25 protein-coding genes, 1 pseudogene and 1 riboswitch are annotated in these 26,388 nt (G+C 57.4%); of the genes and pseudogenes, 19 read left to right on the top strand and 7 right to left on the bottom strand.

The window, feature by feature from the left end; translation table 11 throughout:
- Positions 1-37 precede the first annotated feature (37 nt).
- Entirely contained in the window at positions 38-706 is a 669-nt protein-coding gene (gene tmk, locus WCA10_RS05560; RefSeq protein WP_472821510.1) for a dTMP kinase, read from the bottom strand.
- 276 nt (positions 707-982) lie between these two features.
- Here tmk and WCA10_RS05555 point away from each other — a divergent pair, with 276 nt between their 5' ends.
- The gene (locus WCA10_RS05555) at positions 983-1,951 is read left to right on the top strand and encodes a DUF3034 family protein (RefSeq protein WP_472821509.1); all 969 of its coding nucleotides are present in this window, start codon (positions 983-985) and stop codon (positions 1,949-1,951) included.
- Positions 1,952-2,200: 249 nt separating this feature from the next.
- On the top strand, positions 2,201-3,223 hold the full coding sequence (locus WCA10_RS05550) for a YXWGXW repeat-containing protein (protein ID WP_472821508.1): 1,023 nt from the start codon (positions 2,201-2,203) through the stop codon (positions 3,221-3,223).
- Positions 3,224-3,472: 249 nt separating this feature from the next.
- On the opposite strand, the gene recJ is transcribed toward WCA10_RS05550, so the two are convergent.
- On the bottom strand, positions 3,473-5,272 hold the full coding sequence (recJ, locus tag WCA10_RS05545) for a single-stranded-DNA-specific exonuclease RecJ (protein ID WP_472821507.1): 1,800 nt from the start codon (positions 5,270-5,272) through the stop codon (positions 3,473-3,475).
- A 5-nt stretch (positions 5,273-5,277) separates the two neighbouring features.
- A complete protein-coding gene (locus WCA10_RS05540) occupies positions 5,278-5,760 on the bottom strand; it encodes a hypothetical protein (RefSeq protein WP_472821506.1) in 483 nt (160 codons plus the stop codon).
- A gap of 104 nt (positions 5,761-5,864) precedes the next feature.
- Between WCA10_RS05540 and WCA10_RS05535 the strand changes: the two genes are divergently transcribed.
- The 5 genes from WCA10_RS05535 to WCA10_RS05515 all read left to right on the top strand — a co-directional run bounded on the left by WCA10_RS05535 (position 5,865) and on the right by WCA10_RS05515 (position 10,075).
- A complete protein-coding gene (locus WCA10_RS05535) occupies positions 5,865-6,224 on the top strand; it encodes a (2Fe-2S) ferredoxin domain-containing protein (protein ID WP_472821505.1) in 360 nt (119 codons plus the stop codon).
- Positions 6,225-6,408: 184 nt separating this feature from the next.
- Complete coding sequence (locus tag WCA10_RS05530; RefSeq protein ID WP_472821504.1) at positions 6,409-6,687, top strand: DUF507 family protein; 279 nt, start codon at positions 6,409-6,411, stop codon at positions 6,685-6,687.
- Positions 6,684-6,959 (top strand): DUF507 family protein, encoded by a 276-nt coding sequence (locus WCA10_RS05525; RefSeq protein ID WP_472821503.1) that lies wholly within the window; start codon positions 6,684-6,686, stop codon positions 6,957-6,959. The genes WCA10_RS05530 and WCA10_RS05525 overlap by 4 nt, the downstream gene beginning before the upstream one ends.
- Positions 6,960-7,304: 345 nt before the next feature.
- Complete coding sequence (locus WCA10_RS05520; RefSeq protein WP_472821502.1) at positions 7,305-8,465, top strand: glycosyl hydrolase; 1,161 nt, start codon at positions 7,305-7,307, stop codon at positions 8,463-8,465.
- Complete coding sequence (locus tag WCA10_RS05515) at positions 8,357-10,075, top strand: glycosyl hydrolase (RefSeq protein WP_472821501.1); 1,719 nt, start codon at positions 8,357-8,359, stop codon at positions 10,073-10,075. Before WCA10_RS05520 ends, WCA10_RS05515 begins: the two co-directional genes overlap by 109 nt.
- Before the next feature lie 44 nt (positions 10,076-10,119).
- On the opposite strand, the gene WCA10_RS05510 is transcribed toward WCA10_RS05515, so the two are convergent.
- Positions 10,120-10,614 (bottom strand): hypothetical protein, encoded by a 495-nt coding sequence (locus WCA10_RS05510; protein WP_472821500.1) that lies wholly within the window; start codon positions 10,612-10,614, stop codon positions 10,120-10,122.
- 151 nt (positions 10,615-10,765) lie between these two features.
- Between WCA10_RS05510 and WCA10_RS05505 the strand changes: the two genes are divergently transcribed.
- The 8 genes from WCA10_RS05505 to WCA10_RS05470 all read left to right on the top strand — a co-directional run bounded on the left by WCA10_RS05505 (position 10,766) and on the right by WCA10_RS05470 (position 17,524).
- Positions 10,766-11,341 carry a TetR/AcrR family transcriptional regulator gene (locus WCA10_RS05505; protein WP_472821499.1) on the top strand — a complete coding sequence of 192 codons (576 nt, stop codon included), beginning with the start codon at positions 10,766-10,768 and terminating at the stop codon, positions 11,339-11,341.
- Between the two features lie 170 nt (positions 11,342-11,511).
- Positions 11,512-11,631, top strand: a riboswitch (Fluoride riboswitch).
- A gap of 62 nt (positions 11,632-11,693) precedes the next feature.
- Positions 11,694-11,816, top strand: coding sequence for a hypothetical protein (locus tag WCA10_RS05500; RefSeq protein ID WP_472821498.1), 123 nt, complete (start codon positions 11,694-11,696; stop codon positions 11,814-11,816).
- A 203-nt stretch (positions 11,817-12,019) separates the two neighbouring features.
- A complete protein-coding gene (locus tag WCA10_RS05495; protein WP_472821497.1) occupies positions 12,020-14,110 on the top strand; it encodes a dynamin family protein in 2,091 nt (696 codons plus the stop codon).
- Between the two features lie 20 nt (positions 14,111-14,130).
- A complete protein-coding gene (gene crcB / locus WCA10_RS05490) occupies positions 14,131-14,508 on the top strand; it encodes a fluoride efflux transporter CrcB (RefSeq protein WP_472821496.1) in 378 nt (125 codons plus the stop codon).
- On the top strand, positions 14,505-14,816 hold the full coding sequence (locus WCA10_RS05485; protein ID WP_472821495.1) for a hypothetical protein: 312 nt from the start codon (positions 14,505-14,507) through the stop codon (positions 14,814-14,816). Before crcB ends, WCA10_RS05485 begins: the two co-directional genes overlap by 4 nt.
- A complete protein-coding gene (locus WCA10_RS05480; RefSeq protein WP_472821494.1) occupies positions 14,810-15,577 on the top strand; it encodes a DUF190 domain-containing protein in 768 nt (255 codons plus the stop codon). The genes WCA10_RS05485 and WCA10_RS05480 overlap by 7 nt, the downstream gene beginning before the upstream one ends.
- Positions 15,574-15,915, top strand: coding sequence for a DUF190 domain-containing protein (locus tag WCA10_RS05475; RefSeq protein ID WP_472821493.1), 342 nt, complete (start codon positions 15,574-15,576; stop codon positions 15,913-15,915). The genes WCA10_RS05480 and WCA10_RS05475 overlap by 4 nt, the downstream gene beginning before the upstream one ends.
- Before the next feature lie 31 nt (positions 15,916-15,946).
- Positions 15,947-17,524 (top strand): dynamin family protein, encoded by a 1,578-nt coding sequence (locus WCA10_RS05470; RefSeq protein WP_472821492.1) that lies wholly within the window; start codon positions 15,947-15,949, stop codon positions 17,522-17,524.
- 480 nt (positions 17,525-18,004) lie between these two features.
- Here the strand turns inward: WCA10_RS05470 and WCA10_RS05465 are convergent, their stop codons facing one another.
- Positions 18,005-19,807 (bottom strand): FtsX-like permease family protein, encoded by a 1,803-nt coding sequence (locus tag WCA10_RS05465; RefSeq protein ID WP_472821491.1) that lies wholly within the window; start codon positions 19,805-19,807, stop codon positions 18,005-18,007.
- A gap of 57 nt (positions 19,808-19,864) precedes the next feature.
- A pseudogene (locus tag WCA10_RS05460) lies at positions 19,865-20,020 on the bottom strand (ABC transporter permease); the annotation flags it as partial.
- A gap of 230 nt (positions 20,021-20,250) precedes the next feature.
- Between WCA10_RS05460 and WCA10_RS05455 the strand changes: the two are divergent.
- The 4 genes from WCA10_RS05455 (at position 20,251) to WCA10_RS05440 (ending at position 24,866) form a co-directional block, all read left to right on the top strand.
- Positions 20,251-20,841: a type IV toxin-antitoxin system AbiEi family antitoxin domain-containing protein gene (locus WCA10_RS05455; RefSeq protein ID WP_472821490.1), complete on the top strand. Its 591-nt coding sequence runs from the start codon at positions 20,251-20,253 to the stop codon at positions 20,839-20,841.
- Positions 20,841-21,722, top strand: a complete 882-nt coding sequence (locus WCA10_RS05450; RefSeq protein WP_472821489.1) for a nucleotidyl transferase AbiEii/AbiGii toxin family protein — start codon at positions 20,841-20,843, stop codon at positions 21,720-21,722. Before WCA10_RS05455 ends, WCA10_RS05450 begins: the two co-directional genes overlap by 1 nt.
- Positions 21,723-21,848: 126 nt before the next feature.
- Positions 21,849-22,277 carry a hypothetical protein gene (locus tag WCA10_RS05445; protein WP_472821488.1) on the top strand — a complete coding sequence of 143 codons (429 nt, stop codon included), beginning with the start codon at positions 21,849-21,851 and terminating at the stop codon, positions 22,275-22,277.
- A gap of 141 nt (positions 22,278-22,418) precedes the next feature.
- Positions 22,419-24,866, top strand: coding sequence for a TOTE conflict system archaeo-eukaryotic primase domain-containing protein (locus tag WCA10_RS05440; protein WP_472821487.1), 2,448 nt, complete (start codon positions 22,419-22,421; stop codon positions 24,864-24,866).
- Positions 24,867-25,057: 191 nt separating this feature from the next.
- On the opposite strand, the gene WCA10_RS05435 is transcribed toward WCA10_RS05440, so the two are convergent.
- A complete protein-coding gene (locus tag WCA10_RS05435) occupies positions 25,058-26,350 on the bottom strand; it encodes a tyrosine-type recombinase/integrase (protein WP_472821486.1) in 1,293 nt (430 codons plus the stop codon).
- Between the last annotated feature and the right edge of the window lie 38 nt (positions 26,351-26,388).

Here is a 26,388-nt window from a genome sequence, read left to right as displayed (position 1 = left end):
GTTTTCGCAGTTGCGGGGATGCTGCGCCCGGAGAAAATCAGCGCGCAGATTGCTGGCCGAGCAGACGTTCGGAAACCGCTTCAACGATCTGTTCGTGCACCTCGTCGATGCTCAGATTGCCTGAGATGAGGACGACGCGATTGGAATCGCGGCGGGCGATCTCATGGTACTTTTCCCAGACGCGCTTGAAGAATTCGTCCTGCTCCTGTTCGAAGCGGTTTTCGTCCTGGCCGGTTTGGGCTGTTGTGCGCTCGTTGCGATTTCGCGCGCGGGCCAGGCTTGCCTCGAGCGGAGGCAGCAGCAGGAGCGTCAGGTCGGGTTGAAGATCGCCGCAGACAAGACGATGCAACTGGAGCACGCGCTCTGAGCCGAGCTGGCGGCCGCCCCCCTGGTAGGCCTCAGTGGAATCGGTGAAGCGATCGCATACGACGACGCGACCCGACGCGAGCGCAGGTTCAATGACCTCGGCGATGGCCTGGGCACGGTCGGCGAACATGAGAGCCATTTCGGTCATGGGCGCCAGCGGCGTTGAGCCGGAGTCGAGGAGCAGTGAGCGGATGCGGTCGCCGGTGGGGGTTCCGCCGGGCTGGCGGATAAGGACGGGGTCGAGGCCGCGTTTTTGCATCCACGCTGCCAAGCGCTTGATTTGCGTGGTCTTGCCGGAGCCGTCGAGACCCTCAAGAGTGATGAACAGTCCGCGCGGCATGGGGTGAGTCTACCACCCAAAGCGGAAAGGCCTGAAAAGGCTCAAGGCCGCTGCGTCTTGAGGCAAATCCCGCACCAAGGTACACAACCCATGTGTGCGCGGTGACCATGACGATCGCGTCCTGGCCGTGTTACAACATCTCAGTTTACAAATCGAGGCGGGAGTGTGCCCGATTGTTCCTGGTCGACCGGTGCAACGGAAATCTATCGCGTTCGCCTCAATTTGTTCGAAAAAAAACGATGGGCGCATGACAGATGGCGCCACTGGAGTATTTGGATGTTGACGTTCTCTGCTTTGAAGAAGATTGCCGTTGGTGTGGCTCTCGCGGCTGCACCGTTTGCCACCGCACGCATGAACGCGCAGAACCTGACGCTGGAAGGGCAGACCGGCGGCTTCATTACACCGACGGCTTACGTCGTCCTTACCGCCAAGGATCACGTGTGGTCGCATCCGGCAGTGGGCTACCACTTCGTGAATGCTTCCAGTGTGATTGGCTACGTTCACACCTTCTCGATTGAAGAAGGAGTGGCAAACCGCTTCGAGTTCGGCTACACCCGCAGCGTCCATACCAAGGGCAACGATCCGAATTTCAGCGGCCTCTGGGATTACTCAGGGATGAACCTGTTTAACGCCAAGGTCGTAGGCATCAAGGACGGGCAGTTTGGGCCGTGGACGCCGGGAATCGGCGCGGGATTCATCGTGCGTACCGACGACAAGTTTGTGAGCGGTGCGCTGAATCAGGAACTGGGCGGATCGCTGAAGTCGTACACCAATGGCGATGTGTACGTGGCAGCGACGAAAACGTGGCTGCATCCGCCGGTGCCATTTCTGTTGAATTTCGGTTTGAAGATGACCAATGCTTCGATCTACGGGCTGGGCGGGCAGGCAACGCGGTTTGGCGGGCGTCTGTTTGGCGGCCTCGGCATTCCGATTCCTCTTTCGCATAACATTGCGGCAGTGCCGGCGGTTGGTTTCACGCAAGAGCCTCCGCAGGTGGTGAACCTGAAGCCGATTCTGTTTCCGCCGGGAACGGGAGCGCACATTCCGACGACGATGGATTACGCGGTGCGCATCACGCAAAGAGACAATCCGCATTTCGCGTTCGATATCGGCATCGGGCATGTAGCGGGCGTTATCGGTGATACGGCGGTTGCCACTGGTGTTCCCAATCCGCCGTACATCCTGGTGCCGATCGATCTGAAGGCGAACAAGGTGGTTGGGACGGGCCTCAGTTTCCGCTACTAACTAACTGGATTCGTTTTGAACAGGGGGCGCACACGCTAAGTTGTGTGCCCTCTGCTATCTACTTTTACCTACATCACTAAAGTGCCCAACCGGGGTGCAACTTTCCATGGCGCCCTGGGTTTACCCGTGGGTAGTCTAATTACGCCGCAACCTGCAATCGCGAGGTACCAGCGGGTTAGATCAACACTCCCCTTGAGTGGCGAGGGACGCTGCTCATAAGCGGGTTTAAGAGTTTCGAGGAGGGTTCCCATGAATTTACTTCGCAAATCGCGCTGGATGCTTCTGGCGTTTCTGCTTTCTCTTGTTCCCGCATCCTCTTTCGCGGGCGTTCTAATCAGTGTCGGCTTCGCGCCGCCGGTGCTGCCGGTTTACGAACAGCCTCCGTGCCCGGAGCCTGGATGGATGTGGACGCCCGGTTACTGGGCCTACGGCGATGACGGCTACTATTGGGTTCCCGGTTCCTGGGTACCTGCACCGTATGAAGGCGCGCTGTGGACGCCTCCTTACTGGGGCTGGTCCAGCGGTATTTATGTTTTCCATCCCGGCTACTGGGGGCGCCACGTTGGCTACTATGGCGGCGTGAACTACGGGTTCGGCTACATGGGTATCGGCTTCGTGGGCGGCGCTTGGCGCGGTCACGAATTCGCCTATAACACCGCTGTGATGCATGTGGGTGGTGGACCCCGCTGGGGGCGCGACCGCGTTTATGTTGATCGCACAGTTGTAGAGCGCAACACGATTGTGAATGATCGTCACGTAGCCTACAGCGGCGGACCGGGCGGCATCCGTCACGACCCTTCCTCTTTCGAACGGAGCGCAATGCATGAGCAGCACATGGGAGCGACTTCGGTACAGCAGCAGCATTTTCAGGCTGCGCGATCTGACCGTTCCTTCTATGCGAAAAATAATGGCGGACATCCGCAGACCATGGCGGCAGAGCGGCCGATGGGCTACAACAACAATCGTGGGGCACAGAACAATCGTGGGGCGCAGAGCAACATGAGACCGCAGCCGTCCAACACGTACAACAACAATCGCGGCAACGTGCAGAACGGCAGGCTGCAGTACCAGAACCAGCCGTCGCACCAGCCGCAATACGAGAACCGGCAGCAGCCGCGGCAGTATCAGCAACCGCAGCCGCGCGGGAATTATCAGCAGCCGCGCAGCGAATCGCGTCCCGCTCCGCAGCCGCGGACTGAGTCGCGTCCTGCTCCGCAGCACGAGCAGTCGCGGCCGCATGAAGAGAAGTCACCGAAGGAACCTCATAGATAGTCTCGTTTGCGATTCATTCGGACAGAAACCTGAAAGCCCACGGCCTGCCGTGGGCTTTCTTTAGCTCCAGCGAAAGGATCAAGCGAAGTTGTTCATGGGGCGTAGCGCCACCCGAAGAACATGAAAATCGGTGCATCGGTTAAAGGACATGACGTTGATGGCAGGGCTGAAAAAAGGCAACTGCAGGTTCCTCCACTCCCGTGGGTCGGTCGGAATGACATGGCGGGAGATACGTGATTGGACGCGACTTTAGGACACGGGACATTCGGCACCTGCGGGTCTGAGGCCGGCGATTTCAATCTCGAGGCCGCCGAAGTCGGGATGCAGATTCTCGCGAATGCGATAAGCGACATCGACGCGCGAGCCCTGCGCAAGCGCGAGTTCGGCAGATCGCGCAGCCATGTCCCAACCCACAGCGCGGATCGCAGCAGCGCCTTCCTCCTGGGCCAGATCGAGGCGCAGGTGACGCTCCTTCATGATTCGTGGAGACGAGATCACGCGGACATTGCAAGCGACAAAGATTGGTTCAGGATTTCCGTGTCCCAGCGGCTCAAGCTTGCGCAGCCAGCCTGCGAGAACGGCGGTGATCTCATGCAGCCGTAGTTCGGCGTGAATATTCAGAACGCGCTCCGGTTCACGCGCGGCAAGGCGCTCAGCAGCGCACACGGCGAGACGGCGCTTGAGCTCGGGCAACGATGCGACAGGCAGTGCAAAGCCCACCGCGAATGCGTGGCCCCCAAAGCGCGTGAAGAGATCGGCGCAGGTTTCAATGGCCTCGAGCAATTGAAAGCCATCGACGGATCGGCCCGAGCCATGCGCCACGCCGTCTTCAATGCTGATGACAAGCGCAGGCTTTGCCGTGCGTTCGACTACGCGCGATGCGAGGATGCCGATGACGCCGCGGTGCCAGCCGTCACCGTCGACGACAACGAGAAGTGCGGCTGCAAGCTCCGCGTCCGTCGCGAGGCGGGCTTCAATGGCAGCCAGGGCGCGTGCTTCCGTGTCGCGGCGTTCGCGATTGAGGTGCTCCAGCTTGTTGGCGAGTTCGGTGGCACGGGCGGCGTCGCGGGTGCAGAAGAGTTCGATGATTTCAGAGGCCACGTCCATGCGTCCTGCTGCATTGATGCGCGGCGCGAGGCGAAAAGCCACATCAAAAGCCGTAATCGACCTGGTTGCCGGATCAAGCTGTGCGGCGGCGAAAAGAGCGCGCAAGCCGGCGCCGACCGGTCGGCGAAGTTCACGCAGTCCCAGTGCGGCAATCACGCGATTTTCGCCGCGCAGGGGAACCGCATCGGCGATCGTGGCGATGGCGGCCATCTTGAGGAAACTGGGCAGCAGCTTGGTTCGTGCCAGTTCAGCGTCGTGTCGTTCAAGCAGAGCCTGCGCAAGCTTGAGCGCGATGGCCGCTCCACACAGCGATTTCTCGGGATATCCGCAGCTGTGCTGATTGGGATTGAGGATGGCGAGAGCGATCGGAACCGCTTCATCGACTCGCGCAAGATGATGATCGGTGATGATGAGGTCAAGCCCAAGGCGCTGCGCAGTCTCAGCTTCGGCAAAGGCCCGCATGCCCGTATCGACGGTGATGACGAGCCGCACACCGTCGGCGTATGCCGCTTCGAGCACGGCAGACTGCAGCCCGTAGCCCTCGCGCAGCCGGTGCGGCACATGAAAGCGAACCGTGCCGCCGAGGAGTTCGATCGTAGTCTTGAGCAAGACAACGGCGGTGGTGCCGTCGACGTCATAGTCCCCGTACAGCAGGATGGGCTCTTTGCGCGCGAGGGCGGCTTCCACGCGTTCCACCGCTGCCTGCATGCCCAACATCAGCAGCGGATCGTGCAGTTGAGCCACTTCAGGATTGAGGAATGCAAAGGCTTCGTGGGATGTGCCGATGCCGCGTGCGATGAGGAGTTCCGCGAGAACCAGGGGAATGCGCGCTGCCTGTGCGAGCGCTTCGGCTTCCTGGGGATGCGGCTCGGCCAGAATCCAACGCTGGCGCGGAACCCTGAGAACGGCGGGGCCGATTTGAGTTGGCCCTATGGCGCTCACCGCGATTACTCGTCCTCTTCGTCGTGTTCGTGATCGTGGTCGTCGATGATGATGTCGTTGAAGCTCTCCACATCTTCAAGCAACGACTGGAATCGCTCGTACCACTCGGTGGTGGTTTCGTGCAGGAAGACGATGCCCTGGTAAATAAATCCGAGCTGGATGTAGCCAACCATCCCGGCGTATTTGCGCAGCCACTGCGCTTCGACGAGTTCGGAGGCTTCTTCATCCGGGAAGTTCATTTCGCCGGCCTCTTCGATCAGGTGATCGAGCTCTTCGCGCTCCAGCCGCATTTCGCTGAACGTGACGAAGGGAGCGCCGACGTGCTTGGCCATCTCGACAAAATCTTTCCACGCGTCGGGATTGCCTTCGCCTTCCCACACAATGGAGGGAACATCTTCGGTAACGTATCCGGGAAGACGGACGAGACCGTGGCCCTCGATAAAGGCCACCATATCGTCTTTCAGCGACAGCAGATTGTCCGTGCTCATGGTCAAGCAATCATTCTCTCAGATGGGAGCCGGTTGGGCGGGCGCAAATGTGGAAAGTTTACGTCGAATCCAGCCCTGTAAGCTTGAGGCAGGAGGAGCAACGATTGCCCCTGTTCGAGCGCCACGTTTTTGTCTGCCATAATACCCGTCCTGAAGGCGCGCCGCGGCCTTCGTGCACCGCGGATGGAAAGAGCGAACTGCATACGCAGCTACAGCAACTGACCAAGGCGGCGGGCCTGGGAAATACGGTGCGCATCAACAAATCCGGCTGCCTGGATCAGTGCGAGCACGGGCCTACCGTGGTCGTCTATCCAGAAGCGGTCTGGTACGGGCATGTGAAGCCGGAAGATGCCGCGGAAATTGTGCAGGAGCATCTAGTGAATGGCCGTCCAGTAGAGCGGCTGCGGCTGGCAGACGAGTGCGTCAACACGAAGACCTGCCCGCATCGGCAGGTCAGTGGATAGTGAAAAGTGGACAGTGAAACAGTGAAACAGTAAAGTGAAACAGCGAAACAGTGAATAATGCACAGTGGTCTAAGCATTGGTTCGGCGGTGGGACGTTTTCACGGTGCACTGGCCACTGTGCACTGTTCACTGGCGTCGCCGGTGTACAGCCCCCGGCCCAATGCGGTATTCTGAGATTTAGCTCATGATTTTTTCTCGTGAATACATTGGGTATCTCGCCCGCCGTACGGTCAAGCACCTCATTGATGCCAAACTGATCACCACCAGCGACTTGAAGGGCACAGAGGCGCGCGTGACAGAAGGGCTCACCGAGGAGCTCGCGCTCGAGGACCGCATTAACGACGAGGTGCGCGTGATTCTTGAGGCGTACTCCGAAGAGATGCGCAAATCGGGCGCGCAATACGCCGAGATGTTCAAGAAGGTCAAGACCGAGCTCGCCAAGAAATACAAGGCGGTGCTATGAGAATCAACCGCGATAAGCTCAACAAGCTGGCTCACACGGTAGCCGACACGCTGGCGGAGATCGATGCCGTGGGCTTCATGGAGGATCGCAACACCATCCGGCAGGAAGCGCGCAAGGCGCTCGAAAACCTGCTCACCGAGGAAGCCCGCATCGACACCGCCGCCCGCCAGAAGATTGCCTCACAGCGCAAAATCATCCTCGAAGGCTCGCAGGAATGGGAGATCCTCTACCGCAAGTACTACAACGAGGAAGTGCGGAAACTAGGCATCTGACGGCCGTTTCCGCTTCAACGCGGCTTTGCCATGGTTACGAAGTTTCCCGCCGCCTGGATTTCTCTTCCCGGGGATCCCATCATCTTTTCGAATGCGACGATCCACGATCCGCCAGCATCTGAAGCGCGCCAACAGGGCAATCGACCGCCAGGAGATAGACTGTGGCCAAGCCAGCGCACTCTTCTGAAATCGAATCCAGCCTCTGATTTGAGACAACACGCGGACTGATTGAAATTGCCGGCGCGGCATTGCGTTGAGCATTCTCCGACCTGGAGGGCCATCCGTTTTATGCCATTCCCCAACCATAGGCTGAGCAGATGCACCAACCTATGCTGCAGTCTTCTTATGCTGTGGGTATCCGCATCGGTCACCGCTGTCTTCGCGACGGCGCAGCCCAATGCACGTCTTGCAGAATTGCACCGCCGCTTTATGAATCCGCCTGATGCGAGCCGGATTATGATGCGCTGGTGGTGGTTCGGACCCGCGGTGAAAAACGCGGAACTCACCAGGGAGTTGGAACAAATGAAGGCTGCGGGCATTGGCGGCGTCGAGATCGCCGACCTCTATGCGCTTGGCCTCGACGACCCGTTTACTGGATTTCGAAATCTGCCATTCCTATCGCAGGAGCACGTTGAGGCTTTGCGTTTTGCGGTTGCCGAGGCCAGGCGCTTAGGGCTTCGAGTCGATGTGACTCTCGGAAGTGGATGGCCCCTTGGCGGTCCACACATTCCCGTCACGGAGGCCGCCGGCAAGCTTCGCGTCGAGTCTCGAACCGTTGATCCGGGCGCGACTTCAGCGTTGGCGCCCTTTATCGATCAAGGCGAGGCTCTCATCTCCGGATTCATCATTGCGCGATCTGCCTCTGCAGAAGAAATCGCCCATGCAGAAGCGCTCGCTCCGCCCGTCTCCGGCTGGTTTTCATTTCCGTCCGCCTCCCAATCTCGCACGTTGATCTGCTTCATCTCCAGCCGTACCGGCATGACGGTGAAGCGTCCGGCGGTAGGTGCTGCAGGTTTCGTTCTCGACCACTACGACAGCGCTGCAACTGAGAATCACCTTCACACCGTTGGTGACCGTCTCCTCTCTGCTTTTGGTAATCAGCCGCCTTATGCTGTCTTCAGTGACAGCCTGGAGGATTATGGATCCGATTGGAGCCCAGCATTGCTCAATGAATTCCAACGGAGGCGCGGCTACGATCTTCGTCCTCATCTGCTCGCTTTGGTAATGGACGCGGGGCCGGACACGGCTGCGATTCGCCACGACTGGGGCAGAACGCTTACGGAGATGGCAGACGACAATTTTCTCAAGCCGATTCAAGCGTGGGCGCGCATGGGCATTCAACTCAATTCCGTTCGCAGACGTATGGTTTCCCTCCGGTCACGCTTTGGAGCAACCGATTGGCGGACCTGCCGGAAGGTGAAGGCAAGGCCACGTTCAACATGTGGCGGGAGTTCTCCGATACCCGTTGGGCTGCGTCCGCTGGTCATCTGTTTCATCGGCCAGTGATCTCCTCTGAAACGTGGACGTGGCTGCACTCGCCAGCATTTCGAGCAACGCCCTTGGATTTGAAGGCGGAGGCGGATCTGCATTTCTTGCAGGGCATCAACCAGCTTGTCGGACACGGATGGCCGTATTCACCTTCGTCGGCTGCAGAGCCGGGTTGGCACATGTACGCAGCCGCAGCCCTCAATGCACATAACCCATGGTTTTTTGCAATGCCCGAGCTTTCTCGTTATCTGCAGAGAGTGAGCTTTGCGCTGCGTCAGGGGGAGCCAGCCAACGATGTTGCCTTGCTGCTGCCCAACGACGATGTATGGGCATCTTTCAAAGCGCAGATTAGTAAGCAATCGTCGCCGACGAGCTTCGCGGGCTTTGACGAAACAGGTTCGAATGTAAGTATCGATGAGTCGATGGACGAGGCGCTTGGAAAGCAGGTGATCGCCCAGATTGTCGATGCCGGCTTCAATCTGGATTTCATCGATGCCGACACCATCAACAATGTTGGCATCCCTTATCGCGTGCTGATTTTGCCAGATGTGAACAGACTGCCGCTTTCGACCTACGAGAAGATCGTTGACTTCGCGCGCCGAGGCGGCATTGTGATCGCAACCCGGCGTCTGCCGGCGACGGCCCCAGGATTGATACATGCCGACCAGGAGTCCGCGCAGATCAAAGAGCTGTCGCAGCGGCTGTTTCACGGAGGCATTCCGACCGCGCATTTTCTCGAGGATGAAGCGAAGTTGGGCGCGGAGATGGCAAGCGATGCAGCTCCTGATTTGAAGCTATCTCCACCGACGCCGGAGATTGGTTTCATCCACCGCAAACTCTCCGCAGGCAATCTCTACTTTGTGGCGAATACTTCCAATGAGGAAAAGAAGGTGCGAGCGCAATTTCGCGATACTGCCGGCCGTGCGGAGACGTGGGACAGCTTCTCCGGCGCAGTATCAGGGCTTCCCGATCCCCGAGATATCACTCTCGATCTCGCACCCTACGAGTCGCGTCTGATTTTCTTCTCCGATGTTGCGATGGCCGCGCCGCAGGATGTGAAAAGGAGTGAGTCTGTCGAACTCGATCTATCAAGGAAGTGGAAAGTGACGTTCGATGGGATGGGACTCTCAACGGAGATGGATCGCCCCGCATCGTGGAGTGAAGACAGCAGAACGAAGTTTTATTCGGGCCTCGCTACCTATCGGAAGAATTTTCATCTGCCGGACAAGGATTTGTCGCAAGGAACAGAGATCCTGCTGGACTTCGGAGACGGTTCCAAGGAGAGTCTTCCTTTTCCGCCGGGGGAACACAATATGAAGGCGTATCTGGAGGGGCCGATTCGCGAAGCGGCGCAAATCTACGTGAATGGCAAACTCGCGGGGGTGGTGTGGCGGCCGCCTTTCCGCCTCGATGTCACCTCTTATCTGCGCGCAGGCGGAAATGATCTGCGCATCGTGGTTGGCAATACGGCAATCAACTCCATGGCAGGGCAGCCACCGCCCGATTACCGGCTGCTGTGGGAACGCTACGGAAAGCTGTTCACTCCGCAAGATATGGAGAACCTGCGTCCTTTACCATCGGGTATTTCCGGACCTGTAAAACTGGTCAAATCGGCTCCGGCCAGATAATCCTCCGAACCGACCATCGGATCCGCCTGATTGTTCGTTGTCCACTACCTGGCGATCTGTGGACGCCTTAACAACCAATAGAGCGCGACGGCGTGCGTGATCATCAGCATGGGCACGTAGATGATCGGGATCGCATACATGGCGCCCAACTGTCCTGCGAGCGCGGGAAGGCCGACCCGAGTCGCGTGATAGTAGTCAACGACGATGTCGGTGGCGCCCACGAGATTAAAGGCAACAACGAAAGACCAAAAGAGTGGACGTACCCTTACCGTGAGAAGCGCCAGAAGAGCCAGCACTCCGGTTAAGAAGTCTCCGTAGGCGGCGAACGTGGCGAAGCCGGCCGGCAAATTGGGGCCGACTACGCCTGGCAGGATAAAGGCGAGTCCGAAGAAGCGGAAGCTGTGCAGGGTAGCGATGACGCGCTGCGCCTCAAATCGGTCCATCAGCCTGAGCTTGGGCAGAATGTAGGCGCCGAAGCAGAGAAGGCACGCGACATAACCTAAAACCAGTTGCATTTGAAAGAGAGTTTCCGGCGACATATCGACCTCCTGCGAGATGGGATGATAGATATCATCCAATGGACTCAGAAAATGGCATATGAGAGGATGTATATCATCCTATCGATTTGAACTATTGCAAACGGCAGCCGGTTGCACCGTGGGATGATCTCCCGCGTCCTATGATGAACCTATGCGTTACCGACCCGAACACAAAGCCGAAGTCCATCAGAAGATCGTAAAGGACGCATCGCGGCGTCTTCGCACCGAGGGCATGATGGGCGCGGCGGTTGCAGCCGTCATGCACGACACCGACCTGACCCACGGAGGCTTTTACAAGCACTTCGAAAGCAAGGACGATCTGCTTCTCGAGTCGCTGCACGAGGCGTTCCGCGAGATCGGCGATACCCTGACTGCCGCGGCGAAAAAGTCGCACCCCGAGATAGCCTGGAAGGCGATTGTGAAGACCTACCTAAGCACGGAATACTGCGATCACGCAGAACGCGGCTGCCCGCTGCCGGTGCTCGCCCCAGAGCTGGCGCGCGTCGATAAAAGTATGAGAGGTCAGATTCTTTCCGAGCTCGTGAACTACAAGGATCGAATGCTTCGCTTCATGCCGGGGCGGCGAGCTGCCGACAAGGAACGAGCTTTTTTTGCGATTTTTTCAACGATGGTGGGCGCTGTTGAGATTGCGCGCATGTTGCCTGATCGTGTTGCGCAAGAAAAGGTGTTGAAAAGCACACGAGAATTTCTCTTGCGCAGCTTTTGATTTCCGTTATCCGCACATCTGCGGTTGTGCACCGGCGTATATCGAACATGATTCGGGATGCCGGCTTCAGTATCGAAAGCGAATTACAGTACCCGACTGACGTGCTGGCCGAATCGAACAACGTATCGGCGATCACTTGACTTTCCCGCCCCGAAACCCTACGATTCAAGCAACTTTGAGGTGACGGAGTTCACCTTTAACCGCTGTCCAGTCCCCTCCGGGGTCCCCGGCGACAGGTATTAGTCGCTGGGGTGGCAATAGGCCGGACAGATGATGACTCCTGACAGGGATTCCTGTCGCGGAGTCATGTCCCGGCAGCGGTCCCTAAACACAATTGAAGGAGATTGGATCCATGTGGAATCCATGGGCTCTCTCAGCTTTTTGGGTGGGATTTGCGCTGGCGGCAGCGCGGCTTGGATGTGCGGATTTTCCAGCCGTGGGGCGAGCGGATCGCGAAATATGGCTGTTTGCCTGAAATCGAGCGCGAATTGGGTTCCAAGGCGCGCCATGCGGGTGCAAGCATTTATGAACGTTAGAAAAAGGCAGTGAAGGCGTAACGATTTTTACTGGTGTTGGAGTCCACCAGAACCGCTCAATTGGGCAAAGGACTCCTCGAAGCGTCCGGGGTCACCGGCGACTGGTCTTTGTCGCTGGAGTGGTCGAAAACTTGGAGGGGTGATGCCCGAAAATCAACCGGAGAGCAAGGAAAGTCGCTCCCGAGGCGAACTCAACGAGGCTCAGCAACGGCGCCTCTATGTCACCTGCTCGTACATTGACAAAATGCTGGCGGAGATGGAGCAGGTACTCCACGAGACAGGTTCGCCGTCTCCCTTCCCACGACACGTTATCGACATCACCCCCGCGCAAGCGCGCGTACTCGAAGATCACATTCGCCGGCTTCGCGAACAGCTTCTGCGCACACTGGCCTGGCAACAGATGAAGCCGGAGCCGCCGGAAATTCCAGCCACCCGGACCCTGCTGACTCATCTTGAGTTCATCGACATTGCCGTTGAAGAGCTGAAGCCGAGTTACATGCGGGGATCAGGAGCCGTTCCGGCCGATGCGGTCGATGAGCTGACCGGCGTTGTCCATGAACTCCGGTCCGTTGTCCAAAGTATGCAGCTGTATATTCGCCAGGAATTTGGAACCAACCTTCAGTCCCGACTGGAAGAGCTGGAACAAGCCGGGCACGCCGTGGGTCTGCTGCGAGAGCTCGAAGAGATCATCACCCGGCATGGATTGGTTGAATTCCGTTCGCGTGTCGCTGCGCTCGCTCACGGTCTGGAAGACAGCAATCTCGAAGTGGCCCTTTTTGGTCGGGTCAGCTGCGGGAAGTCATCGCTCCTCAATGCGCTTCTGGACACGAATGTCCTGCCAGTTGGAGTCAATCCGATCACGGCGGTGCCGACGAAGCTGCGCTATGGAAGCGCTCTGCATGCGGAGGCGACCTTCCTCAGCGGGCGCGTGGAAGAGGTTTCGCTGGAAGAATTCAAGCTACTCGTCAGCGAACAAGGTAATCCCGGAAACGTCCGCAACGTGGTTCGCGCGATGGCGGAAGTGCCATCGGCGCGCCTCAAAAAGGGCATTCTCCTGGTCGATACGCCGGGTCTTGGCTCGCTCGCACGGCGCGGCGCTCAAGAAACCCTGGCCTACCTGCCCGCCTGCGACCTGGCCCTCTTGATGATTGACGCCGCAGTGTCTCTCAACGATGAGGACATTGGAACGCTCCGCTTGCTTTACGAAGGCGGTATCCCGTCGATTGTGCTGCTCAGCAAAGCAGACCTGTTGCGGGAAGGAGATATTCGCCGGGTCACCGAGTATATCCAGACGCAGCTCAAGCGCGAACTGGGGATAAACACAGAGGTCCATCCTGTGAGTTCGTTGCCGGAGTACTCCGCGCTGCTCGATCAGTTTTTCGAACGCGAGCTGTATCCTCGGTTCGAGCAGGGCCGAGGCCTCCGCGAGGCATCGGTCGCCAGAAAGATCGGTGCGCTTCGCGATTCGGTAATCGCAGCTCTTGAAACAACGCTTGACCACGAGAAGCGCGGAAGAGAGGTCGCCAGCACGATCGATGCTCAGGACATCGAAGTGCGCCTTCGCCGGATCAATGGAGAGATCGGAGAGCAGCGGAACATGCTGGATCAAGCGTTTCTTGAGTTGGGAGAACGCCCCGAGAACATCGTGGCCGAACTCGCGGAGACGATCACGGCGCGCATCGCCGCCGGTGAAAGAAAGCACTTCACTCCTTTTGAGATTTCCGAGTGGATGCATGCTACGGTGCAGCGACGGGTGGACGAAGCGATCGCCAAATCGCGGAGCAGCCTGATGGGGGCTGTCGAGACGCTGAAGGAAATCGCCAGGGAAATGTCGCGTTCCGATGTTCCTTCGACCGACGATGCGGAATTGTTACTGAGGGAAGTTCCGCGCTTCGAGATTGAGGTGGTCCCACTGAAAATTGGCGCCGCTCGCTGGACCTGGTTGGGAAGGGCCGTTGTTCGAAGGCTGGTGCGGAGCAATCTACGGGAGCACCTTGGTCCCCTGCTCAAGGAAGAGCTGCACCGGTACAAGCGCGCTCTCGATCTGTGGGCCGAGCAGACGAGCCGAAAGATGGTGGCATTTGTGAATTCGTATGCGGATGCTTATCGGGCGCAACTCAATCGCCGTCGCGGGCTATGCGGAGGAAGTGGGACCTCGCCGGAGTTGGCTCAGGATTTGGCGCGACTTTTAAGATTGGATTCTGAGCAACTTTCCGAAGTAAGCAAAGCGTGACGGAATAAGGAGACGAAACTTTGCAGAAATACTTCTTCATCGCGGTGGGAGGTTCGCTCGGAGCCATTGCCCGATATTGGGTTGGCTCCGCGGTCGCCAATCGATTGGGAACGAAATTTCCCTATGGAACTCTTGTGATCAACATCAGCGCCTGCATCATCATCGGGTTCTCATTGACCTATCTCGGCAAGCGTGCCGAGTTGAATCCTGCATGGCGCTTCCTGATTGCGACCGGATTCGTGGGCGCGTACAGCACGTTCTCAACGTATGAGTGGGAGACACTTTCGACTCTTCGCACCGGCGCCTTCTCTATGGCCGCACTTTATGCGATAGGAAGCTTGCTTTTGGGGCTTGTGGCCGCTTGGGGGGGCGCTGTCCTCGGAGAGGTGATTTCATGAGATCACCTCGGCAAAGCGCACTTCATCAATCGATCGAAGAACTCGTGCATGAACCAGGATGTCCGCCAGGCCGCTTCCTGAAGGATTACCGGCTGATTTATTCGCAGGGGGATTCGGCCAGGGACATCGATCGGCTCTGCGGTATTCACGCATGGGGCGGGGCCGCGGTACAAGACGCGCAGGCGGCGGGCGAAGTCCTCCTGACCATGGTCAACGAAAATGGATCGATGGCAGAGGCGCACCTGGACGCGCTGCCAAGTTTTTGGTTGCACAACGCGGACTCAGAGCATAGGGAGGGAAAATGCTGAACGCCGGGAAGGCTCTCAAGGTTTCCATCTACACCAGTGAAGGTTCGACCCATCATGGGGTCGCGACGTATTCAAGCATCCTCGATTTTCTTTTTTATCGGGGCGTGTCGGGAGCGACCGTGACGAAGGGCATCGCCGGCTTTGGCGCCGACCATCACATTCACACGTCGCGGTCGGTTGAAATCTCCGATCGCCTGCCCTTGAAGATCGAGTTCATTGAGTCGCGCGAAAAAGTCAACGAACTGCTTGGCAAACTGGAAGAGCTTGTCGGCACCGGAATGATCGAGGTGCAGGAAACCATGGTGGCCAAGCCCGCGCAAAAGACCAAGCCGAAAAATGACATTCCCCCCGCACATCTGAAAATCGAAGGCAAGGCCAAAATGATGCGGATCTACATTGGCGAAGCGGACCGGTGGAGAGACAAACCACTTCATACGGCCCTCGTCGAAGCCATGCGTGCCAACGATATTGCCGGCGTCACCGTTTATCGAGGCATCCTGGGCTACGGGGCGCATCGCCGGCTCCACAAGGACCGGGCGCTCCACCTCTCTCACGATTGCTCCATCATGCTCTCGGCGATCGATACGGAGGAAAAGCTCCAGGCCTTCATGCCGCTCGTCGAGCAGATGGTGGAAGAGGGTCTGGTCGTTCTCTCCAATGTCGACATCATCAAGTTCGCCTATCGCGCTGAAGGACTCGACCAGACGGAAGCAGTCCCATCATCTCCCCATACACCCGCGCAAGGGGAGCAAATGCCATGAAAGAGCAATTCGAGGCCAGGATGTTGCGTATTCATTTTGGTGAAGCCGACAAATGGCAGGGTAAACCACTGCATGAGGCGATTGTCGCCAAGTGCCAGGAGTTGGGACTTGCGAACGCAATCGTATACCGCGGGATTGAAGGCTACGGAACGAGCACAAGGATTCATCATGCGAGCCATTGGAAGTTCTCGAGAGACGCTCCGATCATGTTGAGCATCATCGATCGGGAGGAACAGATCAACAAGCTGCTTCCGCACCTTGACGCAATGGTGGAAGAGGGCTTGATCGCCATGTCCCATGTCGAGGTGATCCGCTATTCACGGGACCCCGCGAAGTGACAGCCGTATCTCCACGAAGAGAGCAAGAGTGATGCAGGAATGCAACAGCAGGTCGACGGTGCAAGATTACGGCAGCATTCCGACCGAGACATGCGTGTCTGCGGATGGCGCCTCCCGTCTGTTGCAGCTTGCCGATCTGGCTCAGGAACTTGAGGCGGAAGCTGTTGCACAGGAAGCCCGTGAACTGGCACAGCGGGTTGCCGAAGGACGCTTCTATGTGGCCTGCGTCGGTCAGTTCAAGCGAGGCAAATCCACTTTGCTGAATGCTCTAGTCGGTTACGAAGTTGTTCCGACCGGGTTTGTTCCGGTCACGGCCGTGCCCACCGTGATTCGGTTTGGGAACGCACTTCATGCGCGCGTTCGCATGCGCGACGGGCTCTGGCGCGACATTGCCATGTCCGACTTGAAGCAATACGTTACCGAAGAGCTGAACCCCGAAAACAAAAAGGCCGTGGAGGGCGCGGAAGTGTTTGTGCCCAGCCCTTTGTTGTCCTCCGGCATGTGTTTTGTTGACACGCCGGGGTTGGGCTCGGTGTTCACTGGAAATACGGCCACCACGCGGGCATTCATTCCACACATTGATACGGCATTGGTAGTGGTCGGGGCCGATCCGCCGATTGCGGGCGAGGAACTGGCGCTGGTGGAAACGGTTGGCAAGCAGGTTCAGGATCTGATCCTGGTGATCAACAAGTCCGACCGCACCAGCGATCCGGAGCGTGCCGCCGCGGCGAAGTTCACGCGCGACATTCTGGAAAAGCGGCTACATCGCCCGATGAGCGAGGTTTTTGAGGTAAGCGCCGTCGAACGGATGGAAAAACGCGGTCCGCTGCGGGATTGGGAAAAACTGCTAGCGAGCTTGCGTCACCTGGTTGACGACTCGGGCAGAACCCTCGTTCGCGCTGCTTGCGACCGCGGCCTCCAGCGCCTGAGCGAACAACTGCTTGCTGTCATCAATGAGGACCGCGACGCGCTTCAACGGCCCATCGAAGAATCCGAACGGCGGATCGGGCTGATGAAGGAAACCATCAGCGAAGCTGAGCGTTCCATGCACGAGTTGAAATTCCTGTTTATGGCGGAGCAGCATCGAATTTCGGACCTCTTCGGTGACAGGCACAAGCAGTTTTTCAATTCCGCATGGACAGAAGCTGAAGCGGAATTCGCTGGGGAGCTACCGTCGATACCACTTGGTTTTGGCCCGCACTTTCGGCGCCTGGCAATGCACCTCGCGCAGGAGATCTCGCGCCGCAAGGTAATGCCCTGGCTCAAACCTGAGCAGGAGGAAGGCGAACGCCAATACCGGGCCGTAGCCGCTCGATTTGTGGAGATGGGAAACAACTTTCTGAAAAAGCTAGCCGACGCGGACCTGAGCGAACTCACGCGTATGCCCCATGCGCTCGATCCGGAGAAAGGTTTCCGTGTGCGTTCCAGCTTCATCTTCGAGGACTTCATCGGAACTGCGCAACCCCCATCGCCGCTGCGCTGGCTCGCTGACGTCTTTTTGCCGCTTGTGGGTGCACGCAAAGTCATCACGAACGAAGCTCGAGAATTCTTGCGGCATCTGCTGGAAGTAAACAGCGCGTGTACAAAACGATGTTCTCAATCGCATTGAGGATAGCCGAGGGCGCCTGGAAGCCGAGATCCGTAAGCTTCTGCACGAGATCAGCCGCATTGCAGAACAAGCACTTGATCGCGCGCGGAAAGTCAAAGAAGAAGGCACTCCCGCAGTCGAGTCGGCAATTGAACGGCTCAACCGATTCGAACAGGAAGTTTCGGCATTTGTGTAGTCCCATGCATGCGCGCGAGAGGTCATCATCCGCTCATCCGGAGATCAACTTCGATTGGATGGTTCAGCAAATGCGCGTGATTTGCGCATTTTCGTGGCTCTGCATTATTGGAAATTGTCACTTCAGTCCTGGAAGCGTGACTCGTCCTGTACGTGCCAGCTGACGAGGTCGGCGGATTCTGCATCATTGCGGCGCACAATGAGGCGCAATTCGTAATGCAGAATCGAGGTGATACCGCGAACCGGCGATGTCCTTTTCTGATGATCGGCACACATGTACAGAATCATTCAACGAGGCACGTCACCCTACTCGGTCCACAAGGTTTCCGCAGGATCGACAAGGGAGGCGCGCCGCGCCGGAATCCAGCACGCCGCCAATGCTACAGCGGCAAGAACAATCGGAACCGTTACGAAGGTGGGAGCGTCGTGCGGTTGAATGCCGTAGAGAAAGCTTCGCACTAATTTGGAAATGATCCAGGCGGCAGGCCAACCCAAAGCGATCGAAATTAGCGTGAGCACAACACCGTGGCGCAGAAAGAGAAGTCCCACAGCGCGGGGCTGCGCCCCCAAGGCCATGCGGATTCCGATCTCGCGCGTTCGCCGACTGACCGAGTAGCTCATCACGCCATACAGGCCCACGGCCGCCAACACCAATCCGATTCCGCCAAACACGCCAAAGAGCGTAGCGGCAAGACGAGGCAGGAAGTATGCCGAACGGATGTGTTCATCCATGGTTTCCACGTTGAACACGGCCAGGGCCGGATCAATCGCTGCGATCTGCCTGCGCACTGGCTCGATCAGCGCCGCCGCATCTGCGGATGTGCGCACCACGATCGTGTATCCCAGGAAGGAGGGATCTCCGCCGATGCTTTGGCTCAAGTCACGATAAAGCACTGGCCGCGTTTCTTCGCCCAGAGTGCGCGACTTCATGCTTCCAATGACACCGACGATCTCGTATGTCCTTCCTGCCCCAGAGACGTGCTCGCCCAGTGGATTCTTCCCGCCGAACACGCGCTCCGCGAAAGCGCGATTCACGACGGCCCGGATCGCTCCTCCTGGAGGTTCGTTGCGAAATTCAAGGCCGGCGATGAGCGGAACGCCCATGGTCGCGAAGAAGCCGGGCGTGGCCATGTAGAGATCCGTGCCGATCTCGGATTCACTTGATTTGCCACTGACGGAAAGCCCATCGCTACGTCCGCCTACTGAGAGTGGTGGAAGATCGGTCCACGCCGCAGAGACAACGCCGGGGAGGCTGGCGACACGTTGTTGAAGTTGATTCAGAAATAGCACCGTGCGTTCCGGCGAATATCCATGAAGTCGCGGATCGACGGAGAGCATGACAAGCCCATGCGGGCGGAAACCGATATCGATGGTGGCGGCGGTCATGAGGCTGCGCAGAAAGAGCCCGGTTAGAGGGAGCAAAATCACGGACATGGCGATTTGCCCGGCCAGCAGCACGTTGCGGAGGCTGATCGGACGCGTGGATCGCGATAGGGCCTCTTCGCCCTTCAATGCGCGCATGAGCATAGGCCGCGCGGCGACCCAGGCAGGCACTGCTCCCAGGACCAGCCCGCTTACGATACTGAGAGCAAATGCGAAGAGAAGCACGCGCCAGTCCACGGCAAAGTTGATATCGAGTGGGATGGGGAGGGGCAGCTGCACAGACGAGAGTGATCGCACTGCCGATACGGCAAGGCCAACACCGAGTACGCCACCGGCAATGCCCAGCATCAGGCTCTCCATCAGCAGCTGCCTGCGCAGGCGTCCGCGAGTGGCTCCAAGTGCGAGACGCACTGCCATATCACGTTGTCGTGCAGCCGCCTGCGCCAGGAGAAGATTGGCGACATTCGCTGCAGCGATGGCCAGCACCAGCAGGACGACGATCAGAAGCGCGGAAAGGAAAATCTCCACCTGTCCTCTTTCCCGCATCGGCAAAGTCCCAGCCTGGTGAATAGCGAACGTCATTTGCCTGTTTGTGTTGGGATAGCTTTGGGCAAGGCGCGCCGCGAGCGTCTGCAACTCGCTCTTGGCTTCCCGACCGGATGTGCCGGGACGCAGCCGTCCGATCACTGCGAGCCATTGATGGTCGCGTTCGGCGGGATTCCCCATGTCGACTGACAATGTGTTTGCGGACCAGAGAGGAACCCAAAATTCCGTATTCAGCAATTAATCGACACTGTGAAATCCCACCGGCGCCACACCGACCACCGTGAAGTTGTGGCCGGAAAGCAGCACGGATTTGCCGATAACATCGGGATCTCCGTTAAACCGGCGCCGCCAGAGCGCATGTCCCAACACCACCTCTGGATTGCGATCCTCACCTTGCGCAAAGCCGCTAAACCTTACAGAATCTTACAATCGATTCAAATTAAAAGACTTGCTTGCGAATTGAATCGTTTGCATTCGTTGCCAAATTTGCACTAAAAGTGCTGCTTTTGGGCAGGTTTTACAGCAATGGATAGTAAGATTGGATAGTAAGCCTCTGGATGGCACTTCTTCCTGTTACCACAAAAATCTTGTAGTATTGTGTCGTGGCCCAATCTCATCGAGAAGTGTCGCAGCGGCTCTTCGATCTCGCTCAGCAGCAGCAGGGGTTCTTCACTACGAAGCAGGCCAAAGCAGCCGGATTCGCCGAAAATACTCATCCCTATCATGTGCAGGCAGGGAATTGGATCCGCGAACATCGTGGCATCTACCGTCTCGCCCAATTCCCACTGTCTGACCGCCCTGACCTGATTCTTTGGTCGCTTTGGTCTCGGAACAGGAGGGAAGAAATCGAAGGGGTCTTTAGCCATCAAACTGCGCTGAGCCTCCACGAACTATCGGACCTGAATCCGGCAAAGCTCCACATGACCGTGCCGACGCACTTCCGCCGCAATAGCGACATCCCGGGAATCGTGGTGCTTCACCATGCGAACCTGCCTACGAGCGAGGTGCTGGTTGGGCCCGGCTACAAGTACACTCGACCGCTCCGAACAATTCTTGATCTGGTGGAGGCTGGCGCTGTCGAACGGACCTTCATTCGCCAGGCGCTTCGGCAGGCTGTCGATCGCGGTCTGATCATCCGCCGAGAACTCCGGGATGCGAAGATGAGTGAAATCGCGCAGAAGATTACCGCAGATGCGCTAAGAGGGATCGCTTGATGACCTCACCCAGAACTTACGCTACGGCTGGAGCCTTTCGAAGAGCCCTGGAAGAGCGACTCAAGAGCATCTCCATGGCGGAGCAGGTCGATATCAATCGACTCCGGCGCCAAATATCCTTTGATCGACTGCTGGCGCGGCTGTTCCGGGACGACGTGGCGCCGTGGGTATTGAAGGGCGGCTATGCGTTGGAACTTCGCTTCAAATCTGCTCGATCCACGATTGATATCGATCTGACTGTGCAGCGAGTCACGGGCGCATTGGAGGGTAGAGAAGCGGTCCAGGCGATCCGGGAGATGCTGCAGGAGAGAGCCAGTGTATCGCTCGACGATTGGTTCGAGTTCACAATCGGATCACCGACGATGGATTTGGCCGCTGCTCCGTACGGAGGTGCTCGCTATTCGATTGAAACGCGCATGGATGGGAGGATATTTGCTCGTTTCCATCTCGACGCAGGCGTGGGCGATATCGTCCTGCAGCCTCTCGAAACTGTGGAGTGCCACGACTGGCTCGACTTCGCTGGAATCCAGAAGCCGCGCGTATGGATGCTATCCCGGGAGCAACAACTTGCAGAGAAGATCCATGCCTATACGCTTCCACGAAGCTCGCAAAACAGCCGAGTGAAAGATCTTGTCGACTTGGCTCTCCTAATCGGCGATGACCAGCTTGACCGGCAAAGAGTTGCCAATGCGTTGCAACTCACCTTCGCGCGCAGAGGGACGCACGCATTGCCTGCGAGCTTGTCTGCACCGCCAGAGGACTGGCAAATGCCGTTCCGGGCTCTCGCCAAGGAATGTGGATTGGACTTGGACATTGCCACGGTCTTCGAGAGCGTGCGCAAGTTTTTCGAGAATGCCATCAAAGAAAGCATGGAGCAGTAAGCCGAGTATGCAGGCACGGTGTGCAGTTGCAGGATCACTGTCTTAGGATCGATGAAGTGTTCGAATCCTAGGAGAGTGAGAGAAGAGCCACCGCGTCGAAAAACGGACACCAGACACAAAGCCGATATGAACAAACCCAAATCGAAATCCCAAGCAGCTTGGAGCCATGTCAAAGCCAAACTCGCCGTTCTCGATCACTCCGCGGTGTTGGGCCTGCTGCATGACCTCTACAACGCAAGCAAGGATAACCAGGCATTCCTTCACGCACGGTTTGGGTTGCGCGAAGATGTATTGGCGCCATACAAGAGGACAATTAGCCGGTGGCTGTGCCCCGACGTCCTCCGCAACCAAGACGTATCTGTCTCCAAGGCCAAGCAGGCCATCTCCGATTACAAGAAAGCCGTGGGCGAACCGGCTGGCGTCGCCGAACTGATGGTCTCCTACTGCGAGCAAGCCGTCTGCTTCTGTCAGGACGTCGGCTACCAAGAAGAGGGATACGTCAACGGGCTCGTTCGAATGTTTGAGCAAGGCCGTCAAATTGGTTGCAACGCTTGATGCCAAAGGCCGTGACGATTACATGATGCGATTAGACCGCGTGCGCGAGATCAGCCATGATTTTGGTTACGGCGTCGGCGATGACATGGATTACCTATTGGCTGAGCACACCAAAGGCGCCCACAGAGCAGCGCGTTAAGCATGACCAGCAGAAATTCAGAACCGGTGTCATTCGACCCTCGCGATGGGGAGAATCAACGGCTGCGGGAAGAGAATGCTCGGCTGCGACACCTTCTCGCCGTTCATGGCGTCTCTATTCCCCAGTCCGTTACAGACGAATCTCAATTAACTCAACCCAAAGGACCCGCTGCCGCGGAAACGAAGGAGGGGCGCGCCCGCAGACGGATCACGTTGTTCCGGAGTTTGTTTCGCGGAAGGGAGGATATCTATGCTCGCCGATGGGAGAATCCAGACGGTCGCTGCGGATACTCCCCCGCCGCGCTAAAAGATTGGAAAGCGATCAACTCTAGCAGACATGAAGATCGAAAGAAGGTCGACAAAAACACCAGAAAATATCTCCCCCTCACCGACAGCGTCATAGCGAACCATCTACTCGGGAAAGAGACCGTTGGCATTTATCCGCTTCTTCAGGACGAGACGTGTTGGTTTCTAGCTGTGGATTTCGACAAGAAAACCTGGACCGACGATTCTCGAGCGTTTTTGGATTCCTGTCGGGAGTTAAACGTACCGGCTTTTCTCGAGCGTTCACGTTCAGGAAATGGCGCTCATGCGTGGATCTTCTTTGAGAATGCGGTGCCTGCAACCACAGCCCGGAAGCTTGGGTGTGCAATTCTTACTCGCACGATGGAGCGGCGGCATCAACTTGGTTTAGATTCCTATGATCGCCTGTTACCCAATCAGGACACGATGCCCAAGGGGGGCTTCGGAAATCTGATCGCTCTGCCCTTACAATTTGCGCCACGCCGGTCAGGCAACAGCGTCTTCGTCGATGCAGCGCTCCGCCCATATTCCGATCAGTGGGAGTTTTTGTCGTCAATTCGGCGGCTGTCTCCTGCGGCCGCCGAGAAAATCATTGCCGATGCCCAATGCAATGGCGATTTGATTGGAGTCCGAATCAGTGTTGCTGATGATGAAGATGGGCAGGATCCATGGACATTGCCCCCATCACGAAAGCGTCTGGAGCGCCTGATTGAGGGGCCACTGCCCGATACGGTGCAGATCGTCCGCGCGAATCTCCTTTATGTCGAAAAGCAAGATCTTCCTTCAGCCATGCTGAATCGTCTGCTTCGACTGGCAGCGTTTCAGAATCCCGAGTTCTACAAAGCCCAAGCTTTGCGGCTTTCGACATATGCCAAGCCGCGTGTGATTGCTTGTGGCCAAGACTTCACCAAACACATTGCAGTACCCCGCGGATGTTTGACCGACGTGCTGGCCCTTTTGCGCGCACATCACATTCAGCCCGTCGTCCGTGATGAACGGTACTCAGGTGTGCCCATTGATATCGAATTCAATGGTGCGCTTCGGCCAGCCCAAGAGGATGCTGTGAACGGAATCGCGGCCCATGACGATGGAATCCTGTGTGCTCCAACTGCCTTTGGGAAAACTGCCGTGGCTGCGTGGTTAGTTGCTAAGCGCCGAGTCAATACCTTGATCCTGGTCCATCGACAACAACTGCTTGACCAGTGGCAGGAGCGGCTGGCGATGTTCTTGAGCATGCCTGCCAATTCGATCGGGCACATTGGCGGCGGGGATATGAACCGGACAGGCCGCATCGATGTTGCAGTCATCCAGAGTCTCTATCAGAAGGACGGCGTAAAGGACTTTGTCGCGGAATACGGCCAGGTCATTGTTGACGAATGCCACCATATATCTGCGTTTACCTTTGAGCAGGTGATGAGGCAGGTGAAAGCCAAATTTGTCCTCGGCCTGACGGCCACTTCCACGAGGAAGGATGGACATCATCCAATCATTTACATGCAGTGTGGCCCTGTCCGGTTCGGCATGAGCGCCAAGGCGATGGCGCAATCAAACCCATTCGAACACAGAGTCATACCGCGCCACACAGATTTCCAAATGCCGCTCTATACCGGCGACGCGACGATTCAGGATGTCTATGCTGCGCTATCGAGCGACGTATCGCGGAATGAATTGATTGCCGAGGACATCCTACGCACTGTCGAGTCCGGACGATCGCCACTGCTGCTAACCGGCAGGAAGGAACATTTGCAGTATTTGGCGACTAAGCTGAATGGCGCCGTGGAGCATGTTTTTATTCTGAAAGGAGGTATGGGCAAGAAGCAGCGCCGTCAGATCGCGGAGGCAATGGGGGCAGTACGGGATGATGAATCGCGGGTGATTATCGCGACAGGGAGCTACATCGGAGAAGGATTCGACGATGCGCGCCTGGACACGTTGTTCCTCGCCATGCCCATCTCCTGGAAAGGAACTTTGCAGCAATATGTTGGCCGCCTGCATCGCCTCCACGACAACAAACGCATGGTGCAGGTTTACGATTACGTGGACCACCGTGTTCCGATGCTGGCCAGAATGTACGAACGCAGACTGAGGGGATACAGCGCAATTGGCTATACCGTCGAATCGGCCACTCTCTCTGCACCTCTTCTGTAAAGAGGCACAAGCTGAGCGGGATGAGACCGAGTTCGACTCATTCTGGAGGGAAACTAGCCACATCGAGATTAAGTGATTGCGTATGAACAACATGCGCTAGGGATAAGTGGTAGAACGTCAGCATCGACCGCTGAATACGGAGCGCGGCGAGCGCCCTAGAGCAAGCGAATCAGTGGTAAGCTACAACATTCTCAAGCTAAATACGTCGCCAGCGGCGAAGCTTCGATCTTGTCTCGAAGCTGATCGAGTCGAAGGGACTTAAGATACTTCTCGGTCGTCGCGATGTTTTTGTGTCCAAGCATCACTTGCAGACTTCGGATATCCACAGACTGAAGCATGTTCGTCGCGAACGTATGCCGGAACTTGTGCAGATACCAGTTGCCGCAGCGCGGAGATGAATCGCACTGGTAGGCGCGCTTAGCTTTGCTCCGGATGCCCTTGTTCAGGACGTAGATTGTGTACTCGCCCTTGCAGTGACTGCAGTTCAGGCCGGCACGGAAGGCAATCTCCTTGCAGAGTTCAAGGAAATGTCCATCTGGGTTATCCCCCTTGCCGAAGTCGGGCCGTGTGTGGTGCGGAGACGTCGGGAAAACGAGAAGGGAACTGCTGTGTCTCTTCCGTTCTCGAAGAGCAGCAATCAAAGCCATGGGGACAGGGACCTTTCGCTCCTCGTAGCTCTTGGGTGTAAAGCCCATTTCCCGCTTTGCGGAGACCCCGATCTTACCTTCCTTCCAGTGGATGTCCGACCAGGACAGCGTCGCGACCTCGCGCTCTCGAAAGCCCGTGCCAAGGAATATCTGAAAAAGAAGCCGCTCTTCGGAGTCGCAAGCGGAGAAGAACCGGTTCAGCTCTTCAGGCTGGTAGATCTCAACCTTCTTTTCGATTGTCTTTGGCCAGTCGCCCCGCTTCATCTCGATGACCGCGCCCTGGCTTCGCATGGCGTTGAGCATGATGATAACGCGCTTGTTGATGGTCTTCTGGTTGAGCGGAGATCCATTGACCCTCTCTTCGCGGCCTTTGGCGAAGATCATCATTGCGTCGGAACGGTCGAGTTCGGAAATGTACTGCTTGGTTGTCCGCGTTTGAAACCACTCAAGCTGGCGGCGGTACTCCTTGAACGTTCGCTCACCCTTGGTGGCCCGGATATCGACCAGGTACCGTTCGATAGCCTGCGCGATGGTCAGCCCCTTGGAAGCTGGCGCCGGTTCCCCCTCCGGCTCGATCTCGCCGGTGCGGATACCACATTGCAGGTACCAAGCGTCGAGAGCTTCGCGTGGAGTGTTCCCGCATGGTCGCTGTATGCGCTTCCCGTTTTCGCGGTATTCGAGGTAGAAGGTGCCGCCCTTGGAACTGACCGGCTCCCCATCAATCAAGACCAGCTTAGGATTGGGTTTACCCTTCTCTTTAACCACCGGAACAAATTGCCATTTTCCGCCTAAACGGCGATACTGTTTGAGGTTGACGGACTGTCCGTAACTACTCATAGGCTGTGCAGGAAACCTTCCCGGACGAGGGGAAAACG

It is taken from the genome of Occallatibacter sp., from assembly GCF_049582745.1.
Classification (GTDB): Bacteria; Acidobacteriota; Terriglobia; order Terriglobales; family Acidobacteriaceae; genus Telmatobacter.
Note: the sequence above shows the minus strand (reverse complement) of the source record. Positions and strands in the feature narration are given on the sequence as shown.